Source organism: uncultured Roseovarius sp., from assembly GCF_947489715.1.
In the GTDB taxonomy this organism is placed as follows: Bacteria; Pseudomonadota; Alphaproteobacteria; order Rhodobacterales; family Rhodobacteraceae; genus Roseovarius.
Genome location: NZ_CANLER010000003.1, coordinates 1 through 16,364, shown reverse-complemented (window position 1 = coordinate 16,364; position 16,364 = coordinate 1). Strand labels below are relative to the sequence as shown.

The window sequence follows — 16,364 nt, the reverse complement described above, 5'->3', positions numbered from 1 at the left end:
GATCAACCCCAGTTGACATCCCCCAGAAAGATATAGCCCGCGCCATAGATCGTCTTGATCAGGCGGGGGTTCTTGGGGTCTTCGCGCAACTTGGTGCGCAGGCGCGAGATGCGAACATCCATCGCCCGGTCAAAGCTTTCACCAGCAACACCACCAAGGGTTTCCTGCATTGATTGCCGGGAAATCAGCCGTTTGGGACGATCGAGGAACAGGCGCAGCACCTCGCCCTCTGCATGGGAAAACGGGGTTTCCTGACCCTGATCGTCTTCCAGAACGTAGCGGTCGAAATGGGCAATCCATCCCTCAAAACTTGCCGTGTCTCCGGCGTGTCGCGCAGGCGTGTCGCGGCGCAGGCGGGCGCGGATGCGGGCCACAACCTCGGCCGGATCAAACGGTTTGATGATGTAGTCATCAGCACCTAGTTCCAGCCCGGTCACCCGGTCCTGCACCTGGGCGCGGCCCGAGATGATGATGACTGTTGCACCCTGTTCGAGTGCCAAGCGATGTACCAGCGTCAGCCCGTCGCGGTCGGGCAGCGACAGATCCACAAGGCAGACATCCGGCGTTACGGATTTGAGTGAGGCTTCGAACTCGGTCGCGCGGGCAAAGGTGAGGGTACGAAATCCGGCATCTTCCAGCGCGTCCGCCAGCATTGTACGAATGGCCGGTTCATCGTCCAGGATCGTGACAAGTGGTGTAGTCATGGCTGTGTTCCCTGGCTGAGAAAGGCAGAAAGCTGGGCGGCGGTAAATGGCTTGCGCAATACCGGTGCCAGGTTCAGTGCGCTAATGTGCAAAGGGTCGTCTGCGGGAAGCGACGTCATCAGAAAAGCCGGGCAGTGATTTGGGGGCAGATTTTGCATCAGGTCAAGCCCGGTCTGGTCCCCTTCAAGCGAGATATCGGATAACAGTGCCGATATCTCTGGCAGTTCAGGTAACAGCGCCAAAGCTTCGGCTACGCTGGCGGCCTCAACAACTGCATGGCCCGCATCGCGCAACATGTCACGGATTGTCAGGCGAAGATCCGGGCTGTCCTCGACCAGCAAGATCATGCCGGACGGCATTGCCGACCCGGCCGGACGTAGTGGTAACTGCAGAGCGATGCGTGCCCCGTGTTCGGTGTTTCCAAGATCGATCCGTCCACCAGCCAGTTTTGTCATGTCGTAGACCATGCCAAGGCCCAAGCCCGATCCTTCGCCGCCTTTTGTGGTGAAAAACGGCTCCAGTGCGCGCGCAAGTGCGGGATCGGAAAATCCGGGGCCGGTGTCAGATACGATAAATTCCAGCCAAGTGTCCTTCACGGTCTTGACGCTAAGGGTGATCGTGCCCGTACTTCCGCAGGCATCTCGGGCATTGAGCACCAGATTGAGAAGCGAATCCTGTAACATCCCGGCATCAAGCAAATACGCACCTTCCCCGGCGAGGTTATTGACATGAAAATTGACCCCGACAGGTAGAGTGGACCGTGCCAAGGGTTCAAGGTCGCTTAGAAAAACAGGCAGATCGGTGGGGGTTGGCGCATGTTCACGGTGACCGGTCATGTCGGCAATACGATTGAGCAGGCTGCCGCCACGACGCGCCGCCGAAAGTGTCGCGGTGATCAATTCTTCGGCGTCGTCGGGCAGGTTCATCCGCTGCAATTTTGACTGCATGCCAAGAATGATCGTCAACAGGTTTGAGAAATCATGCGCCAGTCCGCTGGTCATCTGCGCAGCGAGCTCGCGCCTGCGAGTCTGCTGCAACGCAGCGCGGGTCTGCGCCTCTTCGGTGATATCCATCGACAAAATATAGACCCCTTGGGTGCCATCCGGGGTAAAGGCCGCGCGGATGCGGCGGGAACTGGGCTGATGGGTGAATTCAAAAACCGAAGGCGAGCCTGCAAAGGCATCTTCCAGTTTCGTGTGGATTGCCTGATAAGCCTCGCTGCCCATGGCCTCGTCCACGGTCAGGCCGATGAGTTCCGACCGGCTGCCGGGCATGACCGAGCTTAACCGCCGGTTTGAATAGGTATAGCGCCGGTCAGGGCCGACATGGGCTATGTGGGCGGGCATCATCTCGGTCGTAAGCCGTGTACGCGCCTCGGAGGCAGTTAGCTGGCGTTTGGCCTCTTCTAGCGCGGTGATCGTCGCCTCAAGCTGGCGGTTGGTGGCGGTTAGTTCCTCTGAATATCCAGACAATTGATCCGAAAGTTCTTCGGAGCGGGCGCGCAGCAGATCTTCCTGCCGCTTGGTGCGGGTGATGTCGGTGTAGACGGTGACCCAGCCGCCCTGCGGTAATGGCGAACCTTCGACACTGATCATCTGACCATTGGCGCGCGGACGTTCCATATAGTGCGGTTCAAACGCTCGGGCTTGGTCTACGCGGATGCGGATGAACGCGTCGATATCGTCAATGTTGCCGTGTTCGCCGCGTTCCGCCAGATAGCGGATCGTGTCTTCGAAACCCGCACCCGGAGTGACCAGATAGTCAGGCAGGTCGAACATTTCCTGGAAGCGGCGGTTGCAAACGGCCAGCTTCAGATCGCTGTCATATATCGATAGGGCTTGTTGGATCAGGTTCAGCCCGGCCATGGTCATGGCGTTGGTATCAGCCATGTTGCACCGCCCAATCCAATGCGTCTTCCAGCCGGTCATCACCCCAGAACAACGCATCCCCGACGACAAAGCTTGGTGCACCGAAAATGCCTTGCCTGATTGCTTCTTCGGTCGAAGCGCGCAGCGCAAGTTTGTTGTCTTTTGTTTGGGCTTGATCCAAAAGTTTCGCGTCAAGCCCCGCCGATGCAGCACATGCGGCAATTACGTTGGGGTCGGAAATGTCGAGCTTCTCAGAAAATTGCGCTAGGTAAACGTTGTGGCAGAAGGCGATCATTTCCTGCCCCTCGGGCGCGGCCTGTGCCACCCGGGCGGCCAGCAGGCTGTTTTGCGGAAACGGTTCGGGGCGCTGGAAGCCAAGGCCCAGTTTGTCTGCACGGCGCTCCATATCGCGCCACATGTAAGTGCCCTTCGCGGCATAGATGTTGAACGGTGAGGTATTCCATCCCTGCGCGGCAAAGATAGGGCCCAACAGGAAGGGGCGCCAGCGGACCGAAACACCAGCTTTCGCGGTCTGCGTCGGTAGGCGCAACGCACTGAGATAGGAGTAGGTCGAGGCGAACTCTAACCAGAATTCGATCTGCATCGCACCTTTCCTCTTTTGTCGGAACGCTCTTATGGGCCTCAACGTTTCCGGGTGTGGAAGAGCTATGTCAAGCCTTCTGGTCCTCCTGTTACAATTCGTAAGGATTGGGAAATGTTCAGGAAAAAGTTGACCTCGATGCTTAAACCCGCACCCTTGGCGGCGGAAAGAATCGCCCCATAGGCGATCATCTGCCCGGCAAATGGGCACTTGGGAGGAAAGAGATTTGGCACAGTCGCCCCAGGCGGCCGGTGGATTCGCATCCATTCCGGCACTTTTGCAACGTAACGCCAGCGCGTTTGGCAGCAAGGCTGCCTATCGTGAGAAGGAATACGGCATCTGGCAAAGCTGGAGTTGGTCCGATACCGAAAAGGAAATCGAGGCGCTGGCGCTTGGGTTTTTGAACCTTGGAGTGAACGAGGGCGATTTCATCGCTGTGATCGGTCGCAACCGCCCTTATTTTTATTGGGCCATTGTGGCGGCGCAATCGGTTGGTGCAATTCCGGTGCCACTTTATCAGGACAGTGCTGCTGAAGAGATGGCCTATGTGATGGAGCATTGCGGCGCGCGCTTTGCCGTGGTCGAGGATCAGGAGCAGGTCGACAAACTGATCGAAATCCAGGACGGGCTGCATCAGTTCGAGCATATGATCTATATCGATCCGCGCGGAATGCGGAAATATGACCACCACAAGCTGCATCAGTTTTCGCATGTGCAGGAGCAGGGCCGGGCGGCTCATGAAGAATTTATCGGTGACCTGAAAGCACGGCGCGAGAAGCTGGACTATTCTTCCATCTGCGTGATGCTTTATACCTCTGGCACAACCGGCAGACCCAAGGGCGTGGTGCTGAGCAATCGCAATATCATCGAGGCGTCGAAATCATCCTCGGAGTTTGACACGTTGGGGCCGGGCGAAGAGGTGCTGGCCTATCTGCCGATGGCCTGGGTTGGCGATTTTATCTTTTCGATCGGACAGGCCTATTGGACCGGCTTCTGCGTGAACTGTCCGGAAAATGCCGACACGATGATGCATGACCTGCGCGAGATCGGGCCGACCTATTATTTTGCCCCGCCGCGGGTGTTTGAAAATCAGCTGACCAACGTGATGATCCGGATGGAGGACGCGGGCCGCTTCAAGCAATGGTTGTTCCATAAGTTCATGGCACATGCGCGAAAGGTGGGTCCGGCCATTCTGGACGGGCAACCGGTCGGCTTTATGGACAAGCTGAAATACGGGTTGGGCAATCTGCTGGTCTACGGCCCGCTGAAAGATACACTGGGGCTTGGTCGGGTGCGCGTGGGTTATACCGCGGGTGAGGCGATTGGTCCGGAAATCTTTGATTTCTATCGTTCTTTGGGGATCAACCTGAAGCAGCTTTATGGTCAGACCGAAGCATCGGTGTTCATCACGTTGCAGCCTGATGGTGGCGTGCGCAGTGACACTGTGGGGGTGCCAGCACCCGGGGTCGAGATCAAGATCGCGGACAATGGCGAAGTATTCTATCGCAGCCCCGGAACGTTCGAATACTATTACAAGAACGAAGAAAGCACCAAGAGTACCAAGGATGAAGAAGGCTGGGTCGCGACGGGCGACGCTGGTTTCTTTGACGATGAAACGGGGCAGTTGCGCATCATCGACCGGGCCAAGGATGTTGGCAAGATGGCCGATGGCGCGATGTTCGCGCCGAAATACGTCGAGAACAAGCTGAAGTTCTTCCCAAATATCCTCGAAGCGGTTCTGTTCGGCAACCAGCGCGAGGAGTGCACGGCCTTCATCAATATTGACCTCAACGCGGTGGGTAACTGGGCCGAGCGCAACAATATCGGCTACGCCTCGTACCAGGAGCTTGCAGGCCATCCCAAGGTTCTGGAGACGATCAAGAGCCACGTGGAGGACGTCAACCGCAGCCTTGCAGATGATCCGATGCTGGCACATTGCCAGGTGCATCGCTTTCTGGTGTTGCACAAGGAACTGGATGCCGATGATGGCGAGATGACGCGGACGCGGAAAGTGCGCCGGGGCGTGATCTCGGAGAAGTTCGAGGATCTTCTGGGGGCGCTCTATGATGGATCCGACGAGATTTATACAACAACTGAAGTGACTTACGAGGATGGGCGCAAGGGGTCGATCAGTGCCACGCTGAAGATTGTCGACGCTGCGGTGAGCCCGGTCGAACGGGCGAAGGTGGCTGCGGAATGAAGGACGATCGGACGACGCTCGCCCGTTGGGCATCGCCCCGCCCACCGTCCCATTCTGGCGCTGAATTGAGAGGAAATTGCCATGCTTGATGCAAGCGAAGGCTATACCACCGAAGACGGTCGCAAGATCGGTGGGGTGGTGATGGAGATGAAGAATATTACCCTGAGATTTGGGGGGGTTGTGGCAATTCAGGATATCAGTTTCGATATTCGTGAGGGGGAAATCCGCGCCATCATCGGACCTAACGGGGCGGGCAAGTCCTCGATGTTGAACGTGATCTCGGGGTTTTACAATCCGCAGGAGGGTGAGGTTTGGTACAAGGGTGCCAAGCGTCCGCCGATGAAGCCATATGAAGTGGCGCGGCAGGGCATTGCCCGAACCTTTCAGAACATCGCCTTGTTCGAGGGAATGAGCGTGCTGGATAATGTTATGACCGGGCGCATCCGACAGATGAAAGCGGGGATGCTGGCGCAGGCGATCTGGAAAGGGAAGGCTGAGCGGGAAGAAGTTGAAAACCGGGAAGTTGTTGAAAAGATTATCGACTTTCTGGAAATTCAGCATATCCGCAAGACCCCGGTGGGACGTCTGCCCTATGGTTTGAAAAAGCGCGTCGAGCTGGCGCGGGCGCTGGCGGCGGAACCGTCTATCCTGTTGCTGGATGAGCCGATGGCGGGGATGAACGTCGAAGAGAAAGAGGACATGAGCCGCTTTGTTCTGGACGTGAATGATGAATTTGGCACCACGATTGCCTTGATCGAGCATGACATGGGCGTGGTGATGGACCTTTCCGACCGCGTCGTGGTGATGGATTACGGCAAGAAGATCGGCGATGGCACGCCCGATGAGGTGCGCAACAACCAGGCGGTGATTGACGCCTATCTGGGGGTGGCCCATGACTGATTTTGGCACGTCGGTATTACGTCGGTATTACGTCGGTATTGCGTCGGTAAATGTGCGGGGGATGGTTTTTTGCGATGCGTCCCGCCCGCCCACCCCCGCATCACAAAAAACCACCTGGACATGCGGAGGCCTGACACATGCCTGAACAACTTGTTTTCGCGATGGAGGTCTTTCTCAACGGGCTGATGGCTGGGGTGCTCTATGCGCTCGTGGCGCTTGGCTTTGTGCTGATCTACAAGGCCTCGGGGATTTTCAATTATGCGCAGGGCGTGATGGCCCTTTTCTCGGCGCTGACACTGGTCGGGATCATGGAGGGACAGGTACCGTTCGCGCATCTGATCAACGCGATATTCGGCACCGAGATCCATCATTTTGGCTGGCATGTGCCAGCGTTGCTGGCGATCCTTTTCACTATGGCGGTCATGGTGGGGCTGGCCTGGGTCGTGAACAAGCTGATCTTTCGGCATCTGGTCAACCAGGAACCGATCATCCTGTTCATGGCAACAATCGGCCTGGCCTATTTCCTGGAGGGTTTCGGGGACATCATGTGGGGGGCGGACATCAAGAAACTTGATGTAGGGCTGCCGCAGGGGATCAATACCTGGATCGACGAAAGCACGTTCAATATCTTCGATTACGGTTTCTTCATCGACAATCTGGATATCGTGGCCACGGTCGTGGCGGCGCTGCTGGTGACGGCGCTGGTTATCTTTGCGCAATATACCAAGCAGGGTCGTGCGATGCGCGCCGTGGCGGATGACCACCAGGCGGCGCTGTCTGTTGGTATTTCTCTGAATTTCATCTGGGTCATGGTCTGGTCGGTTGCGGGTTTCGTAGCACTGGTCGCGGGCATCATGTGGGGCACCAAGTCGGGCGTACAGTTTTCGCTGTCGCTGATCGCGCTGAAGGCGTTGCCTGTCTTGATGCTGGGTGGTTTCACTTCGATCCCCGGAGCCATCGTGGGCGGGCTGATCATCGGTGTGGGTGAGAAACTGTTTGAATTTGCCATCGGCCCGCTGGTGGGTGGCGCGACCGAGAACTGGTTTGCCTATGTGCTGGCGCTGATCTTCCTTGTCTTCAGACCACAGGGACTGTTTGGGGAGAAGATCATTGAAAGGGTTTAAGCCGCATCTTGCACGTGCTTCGGCTGAACGGCTGGGCCGCATGGGGAACGGTGCATCCGTTGAGCAGCCGGTGCGGGGCGACTGCGTGTCGCTGCGCGCCACGACACCCGCCCGCCCGGCGCCTTCGACAGGGTACCAAACCAATATGTTGGGAGAGAGCTGATGTTCTATCGTGAAGCAGGCGATTTCAAGACATCCTACACCGAGGATAACCAGACATTCCCGATCAAGTTCGACCGGTATCGTTATTATGCCGTGCTGCTGGTGGCGTTTGCCGTGGTTCCGTTCATCATCAACGATTATTGGGTCAACGCGGTTTTCCTGCCCTTCCTGATCTATGCCATCGCGGCAATCGGGCTGAACATCCTGGTGGGATATTGCGGGCAGGTGAGCCTTGGAACCGGCGGGTTCATGGCGGTGGGGGCCTATGCCTGCTACAAGCTGATGACCGGCTTTCCCGAGATCAACATTTTCTTTCACATCATTCTGTCTGGTGGGATCACGGCGGCGGTTTGCGTGGCCTTCGGGTTGCCCAGCCTGCGGATCAAGGGGTTCTATCTGGCGGTGGCGACGCTGGCGGCACAGTTCTTTCTTGTATGGCTTTTTAACAAGGTGAGCTGGTTCTACAATTACTCGGCATCGGGCCAGATCAACGCACCGGAGCGGACGGTTTTTGGCGTGCCTGTGACCGGTGCCGAGGCGGCACCCTGGGCGGCATATCTGTTCTGCCTGGTCTTTACGTTCATCAGTGCGATCATTGCCCGGAATACGACGCGCGGGATGGCGGGGCGCAAATGGATGGCCATTCGTGATATGGACATTGCCGCCGAGATCATCGGGGTCAATCCACTGAAGGCCAAGTTGAGCGCCTTTGCGGTTTCGGGGTTTTTCGTCGGCATCGCCGGAGCGCTGTTTTTCTCGGTCTATCTGGGCGCGGTCGAGGTGGGCGAGGTGTTCGGCATCACGAAATCATTCCTTGTGCTTTTCATGATCATCATTGGCGGGCTGGGGTCGATCTTTGGCAGCTTTGCGGGGGCGGCGTTTCTGGTCCTGTTGCCGGTTCTGCTGAAAAACCTGCTGGTGGGCACGCTGGGCTGGCCCACGGATCTGGCGGCGCATCTGGAATTCATGATCGTCGGGGCGCTGATCGTCGTCTTCCTGGTTGCCGAGCCGCATGGGCTGGCGCAGCTGTGGCGCGTGGCGAAAGAGAAACTGAGGCTTTGGCCCTTCCCGCATTGAGGGGCTTTGGAATGTGTGGTGGGCGGTTGCCCGCCCTACGTAACATCGGAGAAAACCAAAGGGAGGAACTAAACCGATGAAGATGAAACTAATGACAGTCGCCGTGGCGGCAATGATGGCAGCAGGGCCGGCGCTGGCCGACCTGACCATCGTCGATACCAGCTATCGGACCGGGCCCTATGCGGCGAACGGGATTCCGTTCTCGGACGGGTATCAGGATTATTTCACGCTGCTTAATGAACGCGATGGCGGCATTGGCGGTGAGATGGTCAATATCGTCGAGTGCGAGACCGGCTATAACACCGAGAAAGGTGTCGAATGCTATGAAGCGACCAAGGGCGAAGGCGCGCTGGTCTATCAGCCGCTGTCGACCGGGATCACCTATCAGCTGATCCCGAAGGCAACGTCGGATGGCATCCCGCTGCACACGATGGGCTATGGCCGGACCTCGGCCAAGAACGGTGCCGTGTTCAAATATGTCTTCAACTATCCGGCCAATTACTGGGACGGTGCCAGCCTTGCGGTCACCCATATCCTGGATCAGAACGGCGGAGACGTGAACGGCAAGAAAATCGCGCTGGTCTATCACAACTCGGCCTATGGCAAGGAGCCGATCCGTACATTGGAAGAACTGGCGAAGAAGCATGGCTTCGAGCTGAGCCTGTTGCCGGTGGATCATCCCGGTCAGGAGCAGAAATCGCAATGGCTGCAAATCCGCCGCGAGAAGCCTGACTATGTGCTGATGTGGGGCTGGGGCGTGATGAACCAGGTTGCCATCCAGGAAGCTGTGAACATTCGTTTCCCGATGGAGAACTTCATCGGCATCTGGTGGTCAGGTTCCGAGAATGACGTGAAAGCTGCGGGCGACAAGGCCAATGGGTACAAGGCGCTGACCTTCCACAACCTGGGCTCGGATTATCCGGTCTATGCTGACATCCAGAAGCATGTAGTTGACGCGGGCAAGGCTGCCGGTGCGGGTGATCAGGTAGGCACGGTGCTTTATAACCGTGGCATGTATGCCGCGATGCTGGCGGCGGAAGCGATCAAGACCGCGCAGGAAATGCACGGTACAGCGGCCATCACCTCGGCCCAGATGCGCGACGGTATGGAAAACCTTGAGATGACAGAAGCCAAGATGGCAGGGATCGGTCTGCCGGGTTTTGGCCCCGAATTCAAGGTGAGCTGTGAAAACCACGGGGGCAATGGCTTTGGCGCCGTGTCGCAATGGGATGCGGCAGCTGGTGAGTTCAAACTGATCACCGAATATTTCCAGTCGGATCAGGATGTGATCATGCCGCTGGTCGAAGAAGACAGCAGTGCCTTTGCGGCGGAGAACGGCATCGAGGCCGGTTGCTGATGTGACCTTCCCCTCGGCCGCGACGCAACGCGCGTGGCCGGGGGAATTTGAGTATTTTTGCCAAGAAGAAGCCAGGGCGCGCCTTGGGAACCTTGGCTGCGCGCGGATTGCAACGGAGAAGCACCATGATGGATGCCATGGAAAACCAGGAGACCTTGCTTGAGGTCAACAATATCGAGGTGATCTACAACCATGTGATCCTGGTATTGAAAGGCGTCAGCCTGAAGGTGCCCAAAGGGGGTATCACGGCGCTATTGGGTGGCAATGGCGCGGGCAAGACCACCACGCTGAAGGCCATTTCGAACCTGCTGAAATCGGAACGCGGCGAGGTCACCAAGGGCGCGATTACCTATCGTGGCGAACGCGTGCAGGATCTGGTGCCGTCCGACCTGGTCAAGAAAGGCGTCATCCAGGTCATGGAAGGCCGCCATTGTTTTGAACATCTGACCGTCGAGGAAAACCTGCTGACCGGAGCCTACACGCGCGGGTCCAGCCGGGGCGAAATCGATGCCGATCTGAATATGGTCTATGAGTATTTCCCGCGGCTGAAAGAGCGGCGGAAATCCCAGGCGGGGTATACCTCGGGCGGGGAGCAGCAGATGGTGGCGATTGGTCGCGCGCTGATGAGCCGCCCAGAAACGATCCTGCTGGATGAACCCAGTATGGGACTGGCACCGCAACTGGTTGAGCAGATCTTCAACATCGTGAAGTCGCTGAATGAGGAAGAAGGATATACATTCCTTCTGGCCGAACAGAACACAAACGTTGCCCTGCGCTTTGCCCATTACGGCTATATTCTGGAATCTGGCCGCGTGGTGATGGACGGACCCGCCGCCGACCTGCGCGAGAACCCGGATGTGAAGGAATTCTATCTGGGCATGTCGGATGAGGGGCGCAAAAGCTTCCGCGATGTGCGGTCCTATCGTCGCCGCAAGCGGTGGCTGAGCTGAGGAACGCGGTTAATGCGGGCTTTCAACGCAGAGGAAAACGGCATCGGTCAGAAGGCCGATGACGGTGTTGTGCAGGCTGTCGGTGGGCTCGGAACGTCCGTAGATTTGCTTGACCGATGCGTTGGCCTGCATGCGATCGCGAAAGGTCATGGTGACGAAGTAATCGAGATTGATACATTGGGCCGTATCCAGAACCGGATGGCGGTGCCGCCGGGCGATGGGAGTGGTCGATACCAGCCTGTTCGCCGCGATCATCCGGTCGGAGAAGGCGCGCAACGCCTCCTCTGCGGCGTCGACCGTGGTGCCGGGCGCCAGATTGAACCCGAAAAACATGTGATAGGCCATTCGCCCCTCCCGTTTGGGGCGTCGTATCACGAAATTTTTTCGGGATCATTCCTTAAGATAATCCGCGCGCATTTCCTCGATCAGTGCCAGCGCCTCTTCGCGGGTGTTGCGGATGTTGGGACGAAAGCCGGCGGTTTCGGCACGCAGGCGGATGTCGGCCTCGGTCTCGGACCCCGCCGCATAGCGGACCGAGCCCAGCGATCCCGCCTCGTTCAGGCGTTTGCCGCGATGGGCGTATTGAATCCACGCTCCAGGCAGGATCTGGCAGCCGTTCATATTGACCAGAAAGAACCAGCGCCGGTCACTTTCTTTGATCATCTCTTCGAGATAGTCGTAAAAATCGTTCACATCGCGCGAATGGTGAAAGGTGAAGTGGGAAAAATCCACGTCCATGATCACGCGCTCGGGGTTAAACGTCACCCGGCGGACAAAATCCGACAATTCGTAATTGCGTTCAAGCACCAGTTTCTTGCGCCGCGTCGAGGGAATTTCGCCGAGGCGGGCAATGGCGGCGTCGCGGTCGGAAAAGAGGTTTGGATCAAACGCCTCGGTGTTGGCGGCGCGTTCGATCTGGCGGCGGGTCACGTCGGAGGCGTCAAACCGGACCGACCCCATGGAATGCGCCATGTTCAGGGCCTTGCCTCGACGCGAATAGGCGGTCCAGGCGGCGGGGTCGATGCGGGTGCCGTTGAGGTTGACGAGGAAAAACCACTTTTCCTCTTCGGTGGCGGCGATGCGCGCCTCAAGCCGGTCATACATCCGGTTCACGATCTCAGAGCTGTCAAAGTGAAAGTCGGAAAAGTCGGCCTCCATTGCCTGCAAGTCGTCATGAAAACTGATGCGCTGATCAAGCTCGGCATCGCTGATGGCGGTCGTGCTGTGCGGGTCGGTCATGATAAATTCCTCTGTGCAGTCACTCGGAAATTCGCGCGGTATACAAATGTATGCCGTTATTTGCCTGAAGCTGCGATTCCAATCAACATGTCAACCTGTCGCGCCCCACGCGACCGGCAAAGGATGGCCGATGTCCCAGTATTTTGATGATCTAGAAACCCGTGATTCCGAAGTCCGCGCAACGGCGTTGGCCGGTGCGTTGCCGCAACAGATTGCCCGGGCACAAGACCTGCCCGGATATGGTGATGCGCTGGCGGCGGTTGATGCGGGTGCGGTGCGATCGGTGGCGGATCTGGCGGCTCTGCCGGTGCTGCGCAAATCCGATATGGGCCGTGCACAGGGCGAGGCTGCGCCCTTTGGTGGCCTGACCACACGCCCGGCTCATGGCTTCGCCCATGTCTTCCAGTCACCGGGACCGATCTATGAGCCTGGTGGTGATGGTCATGACTGGTGGCGCATGGGTCGCTTTCTGCATGCCTGTGGTGTGGGGGCAGGGGATATCGTGCAGAATTGTTTTGGCTATCACCTGACGCCAGCAGGCATGATTTTCGAAAACGGTGCGCGGGCCGTGGGGGCCACGGTGCTGCCCGCTGGTACGGGGCAGACGGAATTGCAGGCGCGGGCGGCGGCGGATGTGGGCACGACAGCCTATGCGGGCACGCCTGATTACCTAAAGGCCATTCTGGACAAGGCCGACGAGATGGGACTGCATCTGGGTATCACCAAGGCGGCGGTGGGGGGCGGTGCATTGTTCCCGTCCCTGCGGCAGGAATATGCGGATCGTGGGATCGCCTGTCTGCAATGCTATGCCACTGCCGATCTGGGCAACATCGCGTATGAAAGCCCGGCGCAGGAAGGCTTGATCGTCGATGAAGGTGTGATTGTCGAGATCGTGACACCGGGCACCGGCGATCCGGTCGCGCCCGGTGATGTGGGCGAGGTGGTTGTGACCACGCTCAACCCAGATTATCCGCTGATCCGGTTTGCCACCGGTGATCTGAGTGCGCTGATGGATGGGCCGAGCCCCTGTGGCCGCACCAATAGCCGGATCAAGGGGTGGATGGGCCGTGCCGATCAGACCACCAAGATCAAGGGCATGTTCGTGCGCCCCGAACAGGTGGCGGCACTGGTGGCGCGCCATGACGAGATCAGCCGCGCCCGGGTCATTGCCAGTCGCGAGGGTGAGCGCGATGTGATGACGGTGCAGATCGAGGCCGATGGCGGAGAGCCGGATGCCTATGCCGGATCGGTGGCCGAGGCGCTGAAGCTGAAGGGCAAGATCGAGATTGTGGCGCGCGGCAGTCTTCCCAATGATGGCAAAGTGATAGAAGATCAGCGCAGCTACGATTGAGCATCCAAGCTGCGGGGGAGCGCCATGCGGATCTTGACGTTGATCGGAGGGCTGGCGTTCTGGCCCCAGATGGCGCTGGCCGGTGATATGGCGTTGGTGCTGGGCGATATCGGCCAGATTGCAACGCTCAGAAACGAGACTGCCACCATTTCAGCCGATTTCGCCGGGCCTTTGCGAGAGGCCGGGTTCGAAGTGGTGCAGCCCAAGAACCGATCTTCGGGAAACATGCGGCTTGCGGCGCAGCGGATCGAAGCGGCGCTTGGCGCAGGGGAGGTCGACCGGTTAGTGATCGTCGTCATGGGGCCGATTGCCAGTTCTGCGCGCGAAAGCTGGGCGCTGTCGAACGGGGCGGCGGGGGCCACATCCCTGAACGTTGGTGTGACGGGGGTTTCGCTGGGCGCGTTGTCGGATATGGCTTCAGCGGCCCGGGGGCGCGCGGTGATCCTGATCGCGCCGGGCAGGTCCGTGACCACGCTTGGCAACGGATTGATGCCGGGGGTGAAGGATCTGCACCTGGCGCCGGACGTAACCTATGTGATCGGCCCGGCGGCATCGCTGGCAGGTGTGTTAAGCGATGGGTTGCTGGTGGCGGGCAAGAGTTTCTCCGAGGTGGCGGGCGACGCGCCCGAGGATGTGCAGATCTTGGGATTTACCTCGGCGCAGGTCGGATTGATGACGGATTAGCCGATCTGGGCGGGGTGGATATCCCTGCTCAACAGGTCAGAAAATTCTGCGCGCAGAAGATCCAGTTTGGGGTCGATATAGCGGGTACAGAACGGGCCGCCGGCGTTTCTTTCATGGTAGTTCCGGAACCGATCATCGGAGAGTTCGAAACCATCGAACTGCAGCACGCGGGTAACAAGTGGTTCATCAAATCCCGGTTGCAAATCCGACAGGATAGCCTGTGAGTGTCGGGCCTGTTCTTTGTCAAACGCATAGATCGCGCTGCGGTATTTTCCGCGCATCTTGTGGTTCGATGTGCTGGCATGGGTGCGCAGGTGCACCTCGATCAACGCAGCCAGCGGGATGTCGGCGGGATCGAAATGGGCGATCACCGCTTCGGACCAGCGATCGTCGGGTGCAGGGGCGCGGATAAAGCCCTGATCAACGCGGGCAACGCCACGCAGCGCGGCGAAAACCGCCTCGGTACACCAGTGGCAGCCGCCGCCAAGGCCGATCCGTATCAGGCCCATTGGCCGGGTGCGCCCTGGCCGAGTGCGCCAAGGAAACGCGCCGGATCGAGGTGAAAATCGGCGTATATCACGCGGCCTTCAGGGTCGATCACGGTGAACCACGGGGTGCCTCCAGTCTGGTAATCCTGCATGAAACTTGAAAGCCCCGCGCCGTCGGGTTGCACATCATGGCCAAACGGGATGTCCAACCCGTAGCGTTCCTGCGTCGGGCGCAGCTTGTCGGCGGTGTTTTCGTCGAACCCTTCGAACACCGACTGGATCACCGCAAAGCCGAACCCCTTGCCCGACAACGCCTTGACCAGCATCTGTAGCGTTGGAAATCCATGAGAATGGCATCCCGGGCACCAGTGCTGAAAGCAGTATATCACCTTGAACCCGCCGCCCAGATCGGCCAGCCGAAGGGGCTTTCCCATCGGCTGACCGGACCCGTCGATCCAGGTATCCACCCGCAATTCTGGCGCGGGCTGGTTGAGCGATCCGGGCTGCATCGCCGCGCGTTACTCGGCCGCGTCGCGTTTCGGCAGGCGCCAGCCGGGGCGGATGAAATGGCAGGTATAGCCGTTTGGGATGCGTTGCAGGTAATCCTGATGCTCGGGCTCGGCCTCCCAGAAATCGCTTACGGGTTGCAGTTCGGTCACGACGCGACCGGGCCAGAGACCGCTGGCGTTGACATCGGCAATGGTATCTTCGGCAACCGCTTTTTGTGCGTCGTCCACATAATAGATCGCCGAGCGATAGGATAGGCCACGATCGTTGCCCTGCCGGTTTTCCGTCGTCGGGTCGTGAATCTGAAAGAAGAATTCGAGCAATTCGCGATAGCTGATCTTGTCCGGCTCGAACATGATTTCGATGCCCTCGGCATGGGTGCCGTGGTTGCGATAGGTGGCGTTGGGCACGTCACCGCCGGTATAACCGACGCGGGTGGCGGTGACGCCGGGCAGTTTGCGAATGAGGTCCTGCATGCCCCAGAAGCACCCCCCGGCCAGAACGGCACGTTCAGTCATGAAATGTCCTCCACTTGGTTCAGGTAATCGCCATAGCCCTCGGCCTCCATGTCATCGCGATGGACAAAGCGCAGGCTGGCAGAGTTGATGCAATAGCGCAGCCCGCCCCGGTCACGCGGACCGTCGGGAAAGACATGACCCAGGTGGCTGTCGCCGTGGGCCGAGCGTACCTCGGTTCGGACCATGCCGTGGGTCATGTCGCGCAGTTCGTTGATATGGGCGGGTTCAATCGGTTTGGTGAAGCTGGGCCAGCCACAGCCGCTTTCGTATTTGTCGGACGAGGCAAAAAGCGGCTCGCCCGAGACAATATCGACATAGATCCCCGGCTGTTTGTTATCGAGATATTCGCCGGTGCCCGGGCGTTCAGTGCCCGATTGCTGCGTGACGCGGAACTGTTCCGGGTTCAGGCGGGCAATGGCATCGGCGTCTTTGGTGTAGGGCATGGTGTTCCTCTCGCGCTTTGTGCTTGCCCCTAAGATGGCGCGCGGGTGCGGGATTTCCAAGGGTAAGAGGTGGCTCGATCACCAGAGCGTGATGTGGCGAAATGTCGACTGTGTGGACGAAGCTGCCGTTGAACGGTGGCTCCGGAATGACTGCTTTGCAAGACTTCCGTAACTTGCTGTGTTTGGACCGT

18 protein-coding genes are annotated in these 16,364 nt (G+C 58.6%); 9 read left to right on the top strand and 9 right to left on the bottom strand.

Translation table 11 applies throughout. The features are described 5' to 3' along the window. Positions 1-2: 2 nt before the first annotated feature. Genes Q1B27_RS09615 through Q1B27_RS09605 form a run of 3 tightly spaced genes read right to left on the bottom strand, consistent with a single transcriptional unit; the run spans position 3 to position 3,176 of the window. Positions 3-704: a response regulator transcription factor gene (locus Q1B27_RS09615; RefSeq protein WP_299846914.1), complete on the bottom strand. Its 702-nt coding sequence runs from the start codon at positions 702-704 to the stop codon at positions 3-5. Beyond that, a complete protein-coding gene (locus tag Q1B27_RS09610) occupies positions 701-2,593 on the bottom strand; it encodes a PAS-domain containing protein (RefSeq protein WP_299846912.1) in 1,893 nt (630 codons plus the stop codon). Before Q1B27_RS09610 ends, Q1B27_RS09615 begins: the two co-directional genes overlap by 4 nt. Beyond that, positions 2,586-3,176 (bottom strand): 2-hydroxychromene-2-carboxylate isomerase, encoded by a 591-nt coding sequence (locus Q1B27_RS09605; RefSeq protein ID WP_299846910.1) that lies wholly within the window; start codon positions 3,174-3,176, stop codon positions 2,586-2,588. Before Q1B27_RS09605 ends, Q1B27_RS09610 begins: the two co-directional genes overlap by 8 nt. 223 nt (positions 3,177-3,399) lie before the next feature. On the opposite strand from Q1B27_RS09605, the gene Q1B27_RS09600 reads away from it, so the two are divergent. From Q1B27_RS09600 to Q1B27_RS09570, 7 genes are all read left to right on the top strand, one after another. Then, positions 3,400-5,373, top strand: coding sequence for an AMP-binding protein (locus Q1B27_RS09600; RefSeq protein WP_299846907.1), 1,974 nt, complete (start codon positions 3,400-3,402; stop codon positions 5,371-5,373). A gap of 81 nt (positions 5,374-5,454) precedes the next feature. Then, a complete protein-coding gene (locus Q1B27_RS09595; protein WP_299846905.1) occupies positions 5,455-6,273 on the top strand; it encodes an ABC transporter ATP-binding protein in 819 nt (272 codons plus the stop codon). A gap of 137 nt (positions 6,274-6,410) precedes the next feature. After that, positions 6,411-7,397: a branched-chain amino acid ABC transporter permease gene (locus tag Q1B27_RS09590; RefSeq protein ID WP_299846903.1), complete on the top strand. Its 987-nt coding sequence runs from the start codon at positions 6,411-6,413 to the stop codon at positions 7,395-7,397. Continuing rightward, a complete protein-coding gene (locus tag Q1B27_RS09585) occupies positions 7,384-7,560 on the top strand; it encodes a hypothetical protein (RefSeq protein ID WP_299846901.1) in 177 nt (58 codons plus the stop codon). Before Q1B27_RS09590 ends, Q1B27_RS09585 begins: the two co-directional genes overlap by 14 nt. Then, entirely contained in the window at positions 7,560-8,636 is a 1,077-nt protein-coding gene (locus Q1B27_RS09580; protein WP_299846899.1) for a branched-chain amino acid ABC transporter permease, read from the top strand. Before Q1B27_RS09585 ends, Q1B27_RS09580 begins: the two co-directional genes overlap by 1 nt. A gap of 76 nt (positions 8,637-8,712) precedes the next feature. Further along, the gene (locus Q1B27_RS09575) at positions 8,713-9,993 is read left to right on the top strand and encodes an ABC transporter substrate-binding protein (protein ID WP_299846897.1); all 1,281 of its coding nucleotides are present in this window, start codon (positions 8,713-8,715) and stop codon (positions 9,991-9,993) included. A 125-nt stretch (positions 9,994-10,118) separates the two neighbouring features. Next, the gene (locus Q1B27_RS09570; RefSeq protein WP_299846895.1) at positions 10,119-10,943 is read left to right on the top strand and encodes an ABC transporter ATP-binding protein; all 825 of its coding nucleotides are present in this window, start codon (positions 10,119-10,121) and stop codon (positions 10,941-10,943) included. Between the two features lie 9 nt (positions 10,944-10,952). On the opposite strand, the gene Q1B27_RS09565 is transcribed toward Q1B27_RS09570, so the two are convergent. Then, positions 10,953-11,288: a hypothetical protein gene (locus Q1B27_RS09565; RefSeq protein ID WP_299846893.1), complete on the bottom strand. Its 336-nt coding sequence runs from the start codon at positions 11,286-11,288 to the stop codon at positions 10,953-10,955. Between the two features lie 45 nt (positions 11,289-11,333). Further along, on the bottom strand, positions 11,334-12,182 hold the full coding sequence (locus Q1B27_RS09560) for a hypothetical protein (protein ID WP_299846891.1): 849 nt from the start codon (positions 12,180-12,182) through the stop codon (positions 11,334-11,336). A gap of 130 nt (positions 12,183-12,312) precedes the next feature. On the opposite strand from Q1B27_RS09560, the gene Q1B27_RS09555 reads away from it, so the two are divergent. Both Q1B27_RS09555 and Q1B27_RS09550 read left to right on the top strand, forming a co-directional pair. Further along, on the top strand, positions 12,313-13,533 hold the full coding sequence (locus Q1B27_RS09555; protein ID WP_299846889.1) for a phenylacetate--CoA ligase family protein: 1,221 nt from the start codon (positions 12,313-12,315) through the stop codon (positions 13,531-13,533). A 24-nt stretch (positions 13,534-13,557) separates the two neighbouring features. Beyond that, positions 13,558-14,217, top strand: a complete 660-nt coding sequence (locus tag Q1B27_RS09550) for a hypothetical protein (RefSeq protein WP_299846887.1) — start codon at positions 13,558-13,560, stop codon at positions 14,215-14,217. Here Q1B27_RS09550 and Q1B27_RS09545 read toward each other — a convergent pair. From Q1B27_RS09545 to msrB, 4 genes are read right to left on the bottom strand one after another with little or no spacing between them, the layout of a single operon-like run. Then, positions 14,214-14,726: a peptide-methionine (S)-S-oxide reductase gene (locus Q1B27_RS09545; RefSeq protein WP_299846885.1), complete on the bottom strand. Its 513-nt coding sequence runs from the start codon at positions 14,724-14,726 to the stop codon at positions 14,214-14,216. The two genes, Q1B27_RS09550 and Q1B27_RS09545, sit on opposite strands and share 4 nt — an antisense overlap. Further along, positions 14,717-15,214 (bottom strand): peroxiredoxin, encoded by a 498-nt coding sequence (locus Q1B27_RS09540; RefSeq protein WP_299846883.1) that lies wholly within the window; start codon positions 15,212-15,214, stop codon positions 14,717-14,719. Before Q1B27_RS09540 ends, Q1B27_RS09545 begins: the two co-directional genes overlap by 10 nt. A 9-nt stretch (positions 15,215-15,223) precedes the next feature. Further along, a complete protein-coding gene (msrA, locus tag Q1B27_RS09535) occupies positions 15,224-15,730 on the bottom strand; it encodes a peptide-methionine (S)-S-oxide reductase MsrA (RefSeq protein ID WP_299846881.1) in 507 nt (168 codons plus the stop codon). Further along, positions 15,727-16,173 (bottom strand): peptide-methionine (R)-S-oxide reductase MsrB, encoded by a 447-nt coding sequence (msrB, locus tag Q1B27_RS09530; protein WP_299846879.1) that lies wholly within the window; start codon positions 16,171-16,173, stop codon positions 15,727-15,729. Before msrB ends, msrA begins: the two co-directional genes overlap by 4 nt. Between the last annotated feature and the right edge of the window lie 191 nt (positions 16,174-16,364).